Genomic DNA, 12,405 nt, shown 5'->3' with positions numbered 1-12,405 from the left:
CCCGACGACTTTGCCAGGAGTGGCTGTCCGTGGCGCGCTCTCGCGTCCCCGGTGCGCGCGCAGGCCATGCCGAGCCGTGTTTTCACGTCGTGACCGACATGCGTCGACAGCGACACGGGTGCGGCCATCGCCGCGATCCTGGTTGCTCGGCGATTCGGCCCCGGTGCGTGGTCGTCGGTGGTGCTGCGTGCGATTCGCGGGCGTTTCGGGCGTCGCCGACCGACCCGGGCCGGGCCGCGTCCTAGCCGTCAATATCGCGGGATAGTTGCGCAGGGTAATACTTCGAGCTTGCTCGGCCTATTCCTGAGGAAGTCGGCGGAAAGCCCGTGCCACCTCGGTCGCGGTGAAATGCGCGCCCGGTGTCGCCGCAGCGCATTCGTACCGGATCCGATGCGAACGCCCCGACGCGCGATGTGCGCCTCTATCACGAACGCGCAAATGCAGCGGGCGAAGAATTGGCGGGCCCACGTGAATAGGTCGAATATCGGGCCATTCTGGCAAACTTGGTACTCGCCTTATCCGGGCGGATCCCGGCGCGCCGGTGTGCCCAGCGTCGTGTGAGGCGCGGGCGAACCGTAGGGTGCGACGTGTGGCGCGCCGGCGCCGGAGAGGAGCACCCGTGAAGACCTTCAATGGACTCGACGAGTTCGCGGCGGCCGAGGGCGCCGAGCTGGGGCCCACCGAATGGCTGGAGATCACGCAGGACCGGGTGAACCTGTTCGCCGACGCCACCGATGATCATCAGTGGATACACGTCGATCCGGAGAAGGCGGCCAACGGGCCGTTCGGCGGCACCATCGCCCATGGATTGCTGACGTTGTCCCTGCTGCCCCACTTCAGCCACCAGCTCTACACGGTCGACAACATCAAGATGGCGATCAACTACGGCTACAACAAGGTTCGCTTCATCAACCCCGTCAGGGTGGGGGCCAGGCTGCGGGCGCGCGGGGAGATCACCAAGGTGGACCGCCTCGACGGCGCCGTCCAGGCGACCACCACGATCACCGTGGAGATCGAGGGAGCCGAGAAGCCGGCCGCCGTCGCCGAGTCGATCGTCCGCTTTCTCGGCTGACCATCCTGGCACCGGGGCCTCCCCGCGCAGCCGCATCCACGTGATCCGGGTGGCGGCGGGGCCGGGCGGGCGGCGCTGCCGTCGTCGCCTCAGAACTGCGTCGAGCCCAGGTCCACGGCGATCGACGCGGCCGTGACATAACGGGATTCGTCGCTCGCCAGCCAGCAGGCGGCGTCCGCGATGTCCTCGGGCTGGGCGATGTAGTCCGGCAAGAACGGCGTCACCATCGACTGCAGCGGCGGGTTCGTCGCGTACGCCGTTTCCAGCGCAGACACCATGTCACCGGTGCCCATCGGGGTGTTCACCGCGCCGGGATGAAGGCTGTTGACCCTGATCTTGTGCTTGCCCAGTTCGGCGGCGAACGCCCGCGCCATCCCCGTCACGGCATGCTTGCTGGCGGTGTAGTGAATCATGAACGGCTGCATCTTCAGTCCCGCAGCCGAACTGATCAGGATGATGCTGCCGCCGCGGCCACCGTCGATGATCTTGTGTGCGCCGGCCATCACGGTGTTCCAGGTGCCGGTCACGTTGATGTCGATGACGTCTCGGAAGTCCTCGGGGGTGATGGCGTCCCACACCTGTGGTGCGGACACGCCCGCGTTGGCGACGATCACGTCGAGTCGGCCGAACTCTGCGAAGCCGGCGTCGACGACCTCGTTGAGCGCGTCGACGTCGCGGACGTCGGCGACCGAAGAGATGATCCGGCGGCCGGTCTCCTCGACGAGGCGCACCGTTTCGGCGAGGTCGTCGGGCGTGGCGGGATCGTAAGGGACACAGGGCGGAAGCTTGTCCGCGATATCGACGGCGATGATGTCGGCACCCTCGGTCGCCATCCGGACCGCGTGCGCGCGCCCCTGGCCGCGGGCCGCGCCGGTGATGAAGGCGACCTTCCCGGTGAGTCGCCCGGTCATGAGTTCGCTCCCGCCCGCTGCGCCGCCTTCACGAGCCCGCCGCCGATGATGAGACGCTGGATCTCACTGGTGCCCTCGTACAGCCGTAGCAATCGGACGTCACGGTATATCCGCTCGACCGGAACCTCGCGCATGTAGCCACTTCCTCCGTGGATCTGAACCGCCAGATCGGCGACCTGGCCGGCCATCTCGGTGCAGAACACCTTCGCCGCCGACGGGGCGATGCGGCGGTCCTCTCCGGTCACCCACTGGCGAGCGGCGTCGCGTACCAGGGCGCGGCCGGCCATCACCCCGGTCTGTTGATCGGCCAGCATCGCCTGCACCAGTTGGAAGTTCCCGATGGGTTGCCCACCCTGGGTCGCGGTGGCGGCGTAGGCGACGGATTCGTCGAGCGCGCGCTGCGCCGCGCCGACGGCCAGTGCGGCGATGTGCACGCGCCCCCGCGCCAATGACGTCAACGCCGCCCGGTATCCGATGTCCTCGCTGCCGCCCACGAGCGCGGAAGCCGGAACGCGGACGTCGGTGAAGTTCACGTCGGCCGTCCACGCGCCTTCCTGTCCCATCTTGGCGTCCTTGACGCCGACCTCGACACCGTCGGCGTCGGCGGGCACGAGGAACACCGCGATACCGGCGCCCTGGTCGTCGGCGGGCCGGGTGCGAGCGAAGACGACGAACAGGTTCGCGGTCGGGGCGTTGGTGATGAAACGCTTCTGTCCGTTGATCACCCACCCGGCCTCGTCATCGGAGCCGTCGCGTACGGCCTTGGTGCGCAGTCCGGCGGGGTTGGACCCGGCGCCCGGTTCGGTCAGCGCGAACGAGGCGACGACGTCACCGGAGGCGATGCCCTCCAGCCACCGCTGCTTCTGCTCGTCGGTGCCGAAGCCCACCAGCACCTGCCCCGCGATGCCGTTGTTGGTGCCGAACATGGAGCGCAGCGCCAGCGACGTGTAGCCGAACTCCATGGCCAGCTCGACGTCCTGCGTCAGGTCCAGCCCGAGACCACCCCATTCCTGCGGGATCGCGTAGCCGAACAGCCCCATCTTCTTCGCTTGCTCACGCAGGTCGTCGGGGACCTTGTCCTCGGCCAGGATCTCGGACTCCCGCGGAACCACCGCGGTCCTGACGAAATGCCTTGTCTGCGCGAGAATTTCGCGGAAATCCTCGTCACTGACTTCGCTCATCGACGACCTCCAGTCGGGTGGGGCGGCCCCCGGGGTGGCTGGCCGCCAATATCGTATATGAAATATGATTCGTGCCGACCGGGCCCCTCGGAGGCCCCGATGAGTCAGGTAGGTGATCGAGTGTCGTTGCTGACCGGACAGACCGCGGTTGTGACAGGCGGGGCCCAGGGGTTGGGCTTCGCGATCGCCCAGCGCTTCGTCGCCGAAGGCGCGCGGGTGGTGCTCGGCGACCTGGACCTCGAGGCCACCGAGGCCGCGGCCGAACGCCTCGGCGGTGCCGAGGTGGCCACCGCGGTGCGGTGTGACGTCACCCGGGCCGACGAGGTGGATGCGCTCGTCAGGGCCGCGGTGGAACGCTTCGGCGGTCTCGACGTCATGGTCAACAACGCCGGTATCACGCGCGACGCCACCCTGCGCAAGATGACCGAGGAGCAGTTCGACCAGGTGATCGCCGTGCACCTCAAGGGCACCTGGAACGGGCTCAAGTCGGCCGCCGCGATCATGCGCGAGAACAAGCGCGGTGCGATCGTCAACATGTCGTCGATCTCCGGCAAGGTCGGGCTCGTCGGGCAGACCAACTACTCCGCGGCCAAGGCCGGCATCGTCGGGATGACGAAGGCCGCGGCGAAGGAACTCGCCCACCTCGGTGTGCGGGTCAACGCGATCCAACCCGGTCTCATCCGGTCTGCGATGACCGAGGCGATGCCACAACACATCTGGGATCAGAAGCTCGCCGAGGTGCCGATGGGCCGTGCCGGTGAACCCGACGAGGTTGCGAAGGTGGCGCTTTTCCTGGCCTCGGACCTGTCGTCCTACATGACCGGCATCGTGCTGGAAGTCACCGGCGGACGGCACATCTGATGCGTGAGACCGTCATCTGCGAACCCGTCCGCACGCCGATCGGGCGCTACGGAGGCATGTTCAAGGACCTCACCGCGGTCGACCTCGCGGTGGCGGCGCTGTCCGGTCTGCTCGACCGTACAGGCATCGAGCCGGCGGCGGTCGACGACGTGATCCTCGGGCACTGCTATCCCAGCAGCGAGGCGCCGGCCATCGGGCGGGTGGTGGCGCTCGACGCCGGTCTGCCCGTGACCGTGCCGGGTATGCAGATCGACCGTCGGTGCGGTTCGGGTCTGCAATCGGTGATCCAGGCCTGCCTGCAGGTCGGCAGCGGCGCGAACGACGTGGTGATCGCCGGTGGCGCGGAGAGCATGAGCAATGTCGCCTTCTACTCGACTGATATGCGGTGGGGCGGCGCCCGTGGCGGCGTGGCCGTCCACGACGCCCTCGCTCGCGGCAGGACCACCGCCGGTGGGCGGCGCCACCCCGTCCCGGGCGGCATGCTGGAGACCGCCGAGAACCTGCGCCGCGAGTACGGCATCGGCCGGGCCGAGCAGGACGAACTGGCGGTCGCCTCGCACCAGCGGGCGGTCGCCGCGCAGAAGAACGGCGTCTTCGCCGAGGAGATCATTCCGGTGACCGTGCGCACGCGGCGTGGCGACGACGTCATCGACACCGACGAACATCCGCGCGCGGACACGTCCACGGAGAGCCTCGCCCGGCTCACACCGATTCTGGCGAAACAGGATCCGGAGGCGACGGTCACCGCGGGCAATGCCAGCGGGCAGAACGACGCCGCGTCGATGTGTCTGGTCACCACACCCGAGAAGGCCGCGGAGCTCGGGCTCACGCCACTGGTCAGGTTGGTGTCGTGGGGCCTGGCCGGGGTGGCGCCGCATGTGATGGGGATCGGACCGGTGCCCGCCACCGAGGTCGCGCTGGCGAGGGCGGACCTCGAGTTGTCGGACATCGACCTCATCGAACTCAACGAGGCGTTCGCCGCGCAGGCGCTCGCCGTCATGCGCGAGTGGAAGTTGACCGACCGCGACATGGAGCGCACCAACGTGCACGGTTCGGGCATCTCGCTGGGACATCCGGTGGGCGCCACCGGTGGGCGGATGCTCGCCACGCTGGCCCGCGAGCTGACCCGGCGCCAGGCCCGCTATGGGCTGGAGACGATGTGCATCGGCGGCGGACAGGGTCTGGCCGCGATCTTCGAGCGGGTGGCCTCGTGACGCGCCTCGCCCAGACCCTGGGTCTGACCGAGTTCCAGACCGAGATCATCTCCACGGTCCGGCAATTCGTGGACAAGGAGATCATCCCGAACGCGCAGGAACTCGAACACGCCGACACGTACCCGCAGGCCATCGTCGACGCGATGAAAGACATGGGTCTGTTCGGCCTGATGATCCCCGAGGAGTACGGGGGACTGGGCGAGTCGCTGCTCACCTACGCGCTGTGCGTGGAGGAACTGGCCCGTGGCTGGATGAGCGTCTCCGGCGTGATCAACACCCACTTCATCGTCGCCTACATGATCCGCCAGCACGGCACCGATGCGCAGAAGCAGCGCTTCCTGCCGCGGATGGCCACCGGTGAGACCAGGGGCGCGTTCTCGATGTCGGAACCCGAACTGGGCTCCGACGTCGCGGCAATCCGTACGCGGGCACGGCGCGACGACTCGGGCGGTTATGTCATCGACGGCCAGAAGATGTGGCTGACCAACGGCGGCAGCTCGACGCTGGTCGCCGCGCTGGTCCGCACCGACGAGGGCGCCGACAAACCGCACCGCAACCTGACGGCGTTCCTCGTCGAGAAGCCGACGGGGTTCGGGGAGGTCGCGCCCGGCCTGACGATTCCCGGCAAGCTGGACAAGCTGGGGTACAAGGGAATCGACACCACCGAGCTGATTTTCGACGGCTACCGTGCGAGCGCCGAGGACGTGCTCGGTGAGAAGCCCGGTCAAGGCTTCGTCCAGATGATGGACGGCGTTGAGGTCGGCAGGGTCAACGTGTCGGCGCGGGCCTGCGGAGTGGGGCTGAGGGCGTTCGAACTCGCGGTGCGCTACGCCCAGCAGCGCGAGACGTTCGGCAAACCGATCGCCGAGCACCAGGCGATCGCCTTCCAGCTGGCCGAGATGGCGACGAAAGTCGAAGCCGCACATCTGATGATGGTCAACGCCGCCCGGCTCAAGGACTCCGGCGAGCGCAACGACGTCGCCGCCGGCATGGCCAAATACCTTGCCAGCGAATTCTGCGCCGAGGTGACCCAGCAGAGCTTCCGCATCCACGGCGGCTACGGCTACTCGAAGGAGTACGAGATCGAGCGGCTCATGCGCGATGCGCCGTTCCTGCTGATCGGCGAGGGCACCAGCGAGATCCAGAAGAACATCATCAGCAAGCGTCTGCTCGCCGACTACCGGATCTGACATGACCGCACCCGATTTCGCGGCCCGGCCCCAACTGTCCGAGGACATCGCCCGGTTCGTCCGACGGCGGATCTTCGACGGCACCTATCCGGCAGGCGGGTACATCCGGCTCGAGCAACTGGCCGGTGAACTCGGCGTCAGCGTCACACCGGTGCGTGAGGCACTGTTCGAGCTGCGCGCCGAAGGCCTTCTGGCGCAACAACCCCGGCGGGGGTTCGTGGTGCTGCCGGTCACCGGCCGCGATATCGCCGATGTGTCGAACGTGCAGGCGTACGTCGGCGGCGAGCTGGCCGCGCGCGCGGCGCTACACATCACCGCCGATCAGGTGCGGGACCTCACCGCCATCCAGGACGCGCTCGAAGAGGCGTACACGCGCCACGACGGGGAAGCGGCGGTCCGGCTCAATCACGAGTTCCACCGGGCGATCAACGTCGCGGCGGACTCCCCGAAGCTGGCCCAGATGATGTCGTTGATCACCCGGTACGCACCGGAGTCGGTGTTCCCGACCATCGAGGAATGGCCGCAGGAGTCGGTGCGCCACCACCGGCAACTGCTCGCCGCGCTGGAGAACCACGATGCGGACCTGGCGCGCGCCGCGATGTCGGAGCACCTTGCGGCGGGCGCGGCACCGCTCATCGACCACCTCAGGGCACGCGGCGTGGTCCAGTAGCCGCGGTGAGCAGCTCACGCAGCGCCCGGACGTCCACCTTGCCGGTGGCCCTGCGGGGGACTGCCGCGTCGTCGTCGACCACCAGCCACACCGTCGGTACCTTGAACGCGCTCAGCCGCGCGCGGGCCTCGGCGCGCAGCTGGTCGACCGGACGCCGCGAGACCACCATCGCGCCGACGGCGTTGGACACGTCCGTGACGAAGGCACCCGCCACCCCGTCGATGGTCCGCAGCGCCTTCTCGACCTCGCTGGGATAGACGGTGGCGCCGCTGACCTTGAACATGTCGTCGGAACGGCCGTGGTAGAAAAGGAATCCGTCATCGTCGAGGCGGCCGAGGTCGCCGGTCGGGTACCAGCCGTCGGCGGTGAACACCTCTTCGCGGCCACGCCGGCAGACTCCGCGCATGACATGCGGGCCGCGCAGCTGGATCTCGCCGATGACGCCGCCACTCACCGGCGCACCTGATTCGGTGTCGGTGATGCGGACCTGCATCCCCGCGAAGGGGCGGCCACAGCTACCCCACGCCGAGCGCGGCATGTCGGTGTCGGCGCGGTAGCCACAGTACGGTCCGAACGCCTCGGTCATCCCGAACAGCGTGGCCCGCGCGCCCGGGTCACTGCGGTCCTGCGGCGGTAGCAGTGCCTCCAGACTGCCCGGCCGCAGCGACGACAGGTCCGCGCTGACCGAAGCCGGATGACGCGCAAGCGCTTCGGCCTGATCTGGCCACCCGCGGAACAGGGTCACCCGCTCCCGCTCGAGCAGGCGAAGCGTGGTGTCGGCCTGCGGGATCTCTTCGGTCACCAGCGTCGCGCCGGCCAGCAGCGCCGAGAGCACACCGCTGCCGAACCCACCCACCCAGAAGAACGGCATCGGCAGATACAGCCGGGTCTCCGCCGTGATGCACCGAGCGTCCAGCCCGGAACGCACCGCCGCCAGTGCGTTGCCGTGGGAGTGCATGACCCCTTTTGGCGGTCCACTGCTGCCGGAGGTGAACATGACGACGAACAGGTCGCTGGGAGTGACCGCGTCGGTGAGCGCGTCGACGATGCGGGTGGCGCGCTCGGAAACCGGTGCGGTCACGGCCTGTTCGGCGGTCCACACCGCTCGCAGCGCGGGCAGCGCGGCGCGGTGCGCTTCCAGGTCGTCGAGGTAGCGACGGCCCCGGAACTCCGGCACGCTGATCAGCACCCGTACCGATGCGGTGCGCAGTTGTGCGGCCAATTCGGGCGGGGCGAGCAGTGTGCTGAGCGGCACGAGGACGGCCCCGATCCGGGTGAGCGCCACGGCGATCTGCACCCATCGCACGCTGTTGGGCATGATCAACCCCACCCGGGTGCCCTTGCCGACGCCGGCCTCGATGAACGCCGCCGCGAGATCGATTGTGGTGACGTGGAGTTGACCGTAGGTGATACGAGCGTGCGGGTCGATCACGGCGACGGAGGTGGGATCGCGTTCGGCGCGCAGCCGTACCAGGCGGTCCACGGTGTCGGTGCCACACCGGACGGGGTCAGTCATCGAAGACCTCGGCGAGCGCCGCCAGGTCCACCTTGCCGCTGGAGCGCAGCGGCACCTCACACCGCCGCAGCACGGCGAACCTCCTGGGCACCTTGTACGGTGACAGTTCGGTGCGGAGCCGCTCGCGCACCGCCGCCTCGTCGAACGTCGCGCCGTCGTCGAGCACGACCACCGCCGCCACGATCCGCCCCCGCTCCGCGTCGGGCAGCCCCATCACATGGGCGGTGCCGCCCGTGACCCGAGCCAGGGCGGCTTCGACTTCGGCGGCCGCCACGTGGGCGCCCGCGGTCTTGATCATCGAATCGCGGCGTCCGACGAAGTACACGTACCCATCCCCATCGGTGCGCGCCAGGTCGCCGGTGTGGAACCAGCCGTCGGCGTCGAAGCATTCCTCGCGGGAGCGCCGGTGGTAGCGCAGCATGAGATACCGCCCACCCAAGCACAATTCGCCCACCGTTACGATCGGCACCGGCGCACCGCTCTCCGGGTCGACGATGCGGATGCCGAACCCCGGTGCGGGCTTACCGAAGGAACCTCTGCGGTGTTCGGGTTGATCGCTCAAGTCACCGCTGAGCAGAACGACGCTGCCCGCCTCGGTGAGGCCCAGCATGTTGTGCCGCAGCTCGGGATCGGCCGGGCGGGTGTCCGGCGCCATGATCGGATAGAGGTTGCCGCGCCGCAGGGTCGACAGGTCGCGGCCCACGAAGGTCGGGTCGCGGGTGAGATGCGCGATTCCGGCGGCGAATCCGTTGGTGACAGTGGGCCGTTCGGTTTCGATCAGGTCGAGGGTCCGCGCGGCGTCCGTCGCGTTCGAGCAGACCAGCGTGGCGCCGGCGGTCATGGTGGCGAGCAGCCCGAACGCGAATCCGCCGATCCAGAAGAACGGGGAGTTGCAGAACAGTGTGTCGGTGGCGTCGAGGTGGCGGATCGCATTGAGGTTGCGCTGATGGGTGAGCATGGCGGCGTGCGTGTGGATCGCACCTTTGGGCGCACCGGTGGAGCCCGAGGTGTAGACGATCGCCAGCACATCCGCACCGTCGACGTCGTCCTCGAGCGGGCCGAGGTCGGACTCGCCGGCCCCGGCACCGTCGGCGTCGATCAGCACATGACGCAGCTGCGGTACCGCGGCGCTGAACAGCCGCCGGCCGGTGGGCGGTTCGGCGCCGAGGATCTGCGACAACTGCCGGACGTAGTCGTGCGACCGGTAGGAGACCGCGGTGAGCAGGATCTCGACGTCGCTGTCGCGGAGTTGGGCGTGCAGTTCGGCCGTGGTCGCCATCGTCGGGAACGGCACCACCACCGCACCGATGCGTGCAACCGCCAGCGTGGCCACCACGAATCGGGCGCCGTTGGGGTACAGCACACCGACATGGCTGCCCTTGCCGGCGCCCAGCGCCACCAGGCGCCGGGCCAGCTGCGCCGACCGGCGGTCGGCAGCGGCGTAGCCCAGTCGTTCATCGTCACAGACGAGGAGGGGATGGTCTGCGCGGGCCTGCGCCTGCTGCCCCAGCAGCGCGGGCACAGTTGTCGGGTCAGCCGACACGCTCTGCCTGACCGCTGAAGTGGCGCCGTACCGCCTGCAGGTCGGCCTTGCCGGACGCAGTGCGGGGGATGGCGTCGACGACGGCGATCTCGGTAGGGATCTCGTATCCGGACAACCGGTCGCGCAGGTACTCGGTCAGCTCGCCGGTGTCGGCGGGTGCCCGGAGTTCGACCATCGCCACCGGGGTCTCACCGAGGCGGACGTCGGGCCTGCCGACCACCGCGGCGCCCTGTACGGCGGGATGGCCCTCGAGCGCGGTCCGCACGTCGTCGGGCATGACCTTGAACCCGCCGCGGATGATGGCCTGATCGGCCCGCCCGAGGATCCACAGGAAGCCGTCGGCGTCGATGCGCGCGAGGTCGGTGGTGCGGATCCACTCGGTGCCGGGGCCGAGCTGGGCCGGTTTCACCTCGAGCAGACCGGGCTGATCGGGTCCGAGTACGGCGCCGTCCTCGGCGACGACCCGCAGCTGGGCGCCCGGGTTGGCCCGGCCCACACTGCCGCGCTTGTCCCGCCAGTGGCGCCGGTGGTCCGCCAACGTCCACCCTGCGACGCCACCCCCGAATTCCGTTGCGGCATACGAGGTGAGCACCGGTACGCCGAACCGCTCGGTGAACGCGTCGGCGTCGTCGGCGGACAGCGGGGCGGTGCCGGAGGTGACGGCCTGCAGGCCGGCCAGATCGTCGCGCCGCAGATCGGAGTCGAGCACCGTCCGAAGCGCCGCGGGCACCAGCGACACCGCCTTGGGCCGGTGGGTGCGCACGGCGCGGGCCCACCGGGTGAGCTCGAACCGTTCCAGCAGCACGAACGGGCGGGCCTCCGCGATGCACAGCAGGACGCGGAACACCCCGCCGATGTGGACGAGCGGCGAGTTGACGATCGCGACACCCCGGCGAGGCGACGCCGGCGCGATCGCCTCGTCAGGGTCCGGGCCGATGACGCTGCGGGCGAGCATGTCGTAGGTGAGGTCCACACGTTTGGGTGGTCCGGTGGTGCCACTGGTCAGCATGCGCACCGCCACACCCGGTCGGCTGCCGGGGTCGGGGATCGCGCCGGTGCGGACCACTCGCGGCGCGGAGTCGAGAGTGGTGATCTCCACGCGGGTGCCGTGGACATCGGGGTCGACGAGCGCGGCGAGGTCCTCGGGCGTCCCGACGAGGAGCGGTAATCCGAGCGTGGAGATGTCGGTCCGGATACGGGCATCGCCGCGTGCCGGGTTGATCACCACCACGGTCGCGCCGGCGGCCAGCACCCCCAGCAGTGCGCCGACGTGAACGGGGCTGTTGCGCAGCATGACCCCGATCTGCGGTGGTCCGTCCTCGCGGCGTTCGCCGGCCACGTCGCCGATCAGGGCGGCCAGGGTGCCCAGTTGCCCCCAGCTGTGCCAGCGGTCCTCGTATTCCAGCGCCTGGGCCTCGGGTTGCAGCGACAGCACGTCGGTGATGCGCCGGGACAGCGGGTACATCAGCGGATCCTCGGGTCGGCCTTCGGAATGGCTGCGCCCGCGGCGAGTTCGGCCTGCCCGAGGGGGTTGCCCAGCCGGGTGTAGATCAGGCCCTGTTCCATGGCGGCGCGGTACGGTCGGTCCAACGACTCCCAGATCGCCTTGACGGTGCCCTGGGTGGCCGACGGCGGCTTGGCGGCGATCGTCGCCGCGATCTCGTGGGCGCGCGCCCACAGTTCGTCGCGCGCCACCACCTCGGTGACCAGACCGATCCGCAGCGCCGTCCCCGCCCCCACGCGTTCATCGTTGCCGAGCAACGCGATTCGCAACGTCTCACCGAGGCCGACGCGCCGCATCAGCCCGACCGGTTCCAGCGCGCAGACCAGACCGGCGCTGACGTGGGAGTCGAAGAACGTCGCATCGTCGGAACAGACCACCACGTCGGCCTCGTTGACGAAGTAGAACGCGCCCGCGGTGCACATGCCCTGGACGGCGCACACCACCGGCTTCCACATCTTCTGCCACTTCGGACTGAGCAGTTCACCGGGATCCTCGTGGTTCCAGACGTTGTCGGGCTGCCCGTAGGAAGAGGTGACGTCCAGCCCGGCGCTGAACGCCCGGTCGCCGGCGGCCCGCAGCACGACGGCGTGCACCGACTCGCGGTGCTTCACCAGGCGCCAGGCCCGCTGCATCTCCTCGCACATCGTGCGGTTGAACGCGTTGAGCCGCTCGGGGCGGTTGAGCGTGATGGTGGCGACATGGGCGGTGTCGTCGACGTCGAACAGGATGGTCTCGAAGGTCAT

11 protein-coding genes are annotated in these 12,405 nt (G+C 69.2%); 5 read left to right on the top strand and 6 right to left on the bottom strand.

Translation table 11 applies throughout. The features are described from left to right. Positions 1-619: 619 nt before the first annotated feature. Positions 620-1,072 carry a MaoC family dehydratase gene (locus tag G6N30_RS12580; protein WP_134053239.1) on the top strand — a complete coding sequence of 151 codons (453 nt, stop codon included), beginning with the start codon at positions 620-622 and terminating at the stop codon, positions 1,070-1,072. Between the two features lie 89 nt (positions 1,073-1,161). Here G6N30_RS12580 and G6N30_RS12575 read toward each other — a convergent pair whose 3' ends face one another. Together G6N30_RS12575 and G6N30_RS12570 are read right to left on the bottom strand one after the other, a co-directional pair. Then, positions 1,162-1,983 (bottom strand): mycofactocin-coupled SDR family oxidoreductase, encoded by an 822-nt coding sequence (locus G6N30_RS12575; protein WP_134053237.1) that lies wholly within the window; start codon positions 1,981-1,983, stop codon positions 1,162-1,164. Then, positions 1,980-3,164, bottom strand: a complete 1,185-nt coding sequence (locus G6N30_RS12570) for an acyl-CoA dehydrogenase family protein (RefSeq protein ID WP_134053235.1) — start codon at positions 3,162-3,164, stop codon at positions 1,980-1,982. The genes G6N30_RS12575 and G6N30_RS12570 overlap by 4 nt, the downstream gene beginning before the upstream one ends. A 99-nt stretch (positions 3,165-3,263) precedes the next feature. Between G6N30_RS12570 and fabG the strand changes: the two genes are divergently transcribed. From fabG to G6N30_RS12550, 4 genes are read left to right on the top strand one after another with little or no spacing between them, the layout of a single operon-like run. Continuing rightward, a complete protein-coding gene (gene fabG / locus G6N30_RS12565) occupies positions 3,264-4,025 on the top strand; it encodes a 3-oxoacyl-ACP reductase FabG (RefSeq protein WP_163687542.1) in 762 nt (253 codons plus the stop codon). After that, positions 4,025-5,239, top strand: a complete 1,215-nt coding sequence (locus tag G6N30_RS12560; RefSeq protein WP_134053233.1) for an acetyl-CoA C-acetyltransferase — start codon at positions 4,025-4,027, stop codon at positions 5,237-5,239. Before fabG ends, G6N30_RS12560 begins: the two co-directional genes overlap by 1 nt. Beyond that, positions 5,236-6,429: an acyl-CoA dehydrogenase family protein gene (locus G6N30_RS12555; RefSeq protein ID WP_134053232.1), complete on the top strand. Its 1,194-nt coding sequence runs from the start codon at positions 5,236-5,238 to the stop codon at positions 6,427-6,429. The genes G6N30_RS12560 and G6N30_RS12555 overlap by 4 nt, the downstream gene beginning before the upstream one ends. A gap of 1 nt (position 6,430) precedes the next feature. Then, on the top strand, positions 6,431-7,099 hold the full coding sequence (locus G6N30_RS12550; protein WP_134053229.1) for a GntR family transcriptional regulator: 669 nt from the start codon (positions 6,431-6,433) through the stop codon (positions 7,097-7,099). On the opposite strand, the gene G6N30_RS12545 is transcribed toward G6N30_RS12550, so the two are convergent. The 4 genes from G6N30_RS12545 to G6N30_RS12530 are packed head-to-tail and all read right to left on the bottom strand — an operon-like array spanning position 7,074 to position 12,405. After that, positions 7,074-8,615 (bottom strand): class I adenylate-forming enzyme family protein, encoded by a 1,542-nt coding sequence (locus G6N30_RS12545; RefSeq protein ID WP_134053227.1) that lies wholly within the window; start codon positions 8,613-8,615, stop codon positions 7,074-7,076. The two genes, G6N30_RS12550 and G6N30_RS12545, sit on opposite strands and share 26 nt — an antisense overlap. Continuing rightward, complete coding sequence (locus G6N30_RS12540) at positions 8,608-10,158, bottom strand: class I adenylate-forming enzyme family protein (RefSeq protein ID WP_134053225.1); 1,551 nt, start codon at positions 10,156-10,158, stop codon at positions 8,608-8,610. The genes G6N30_RS12545 and G6N30_RS12540 overlap by 8 nt, the downstream gene beginning before the upstream one ends. After that, entirely contained in the window at positions 10,148-11,623 is a 1,476-nt protein-coding gene (locus tag G6N30_RS12535) for a class I adenylate-forming enzyme family protein (RefSeq protein WP_163687539.1), read from the bottom strand. The genes G6N30_RS12540 and G6N30_RS12535 overlap by 11 nt, the downstream gene beginning before the upstream one ends. Then, positions 11,623-12,405, bottom strand: a complete 783-nt coding sequence (locus G6N30_RS12530; protein WP_134053223.1) for an enoyl-CoA hydratase/isomerase family protein — start codon at positions 12,403-12,405, stop codon at positions 11,623-11,625. The genes G6N30_RS12535 and G6N30_RS12530 overlap by 1 nt, the downstream gene beginning before the upstream one ends.

The organism is Mycolicibacterium litorale, assembly GCF_010731695.1.
In the GTDB taxonomy this organism is placed as follows: Bacteria; Actinomycetota; Actinomycetes; order Mycobacteriales; family Mycobacteriaceae; genus Mycobacterium; species Mycobacterium litorale.
Note: the sequence above shows the minus strand (reverse complement) of the source record. Positions and strands in the feature narration are given on the sequence as shown.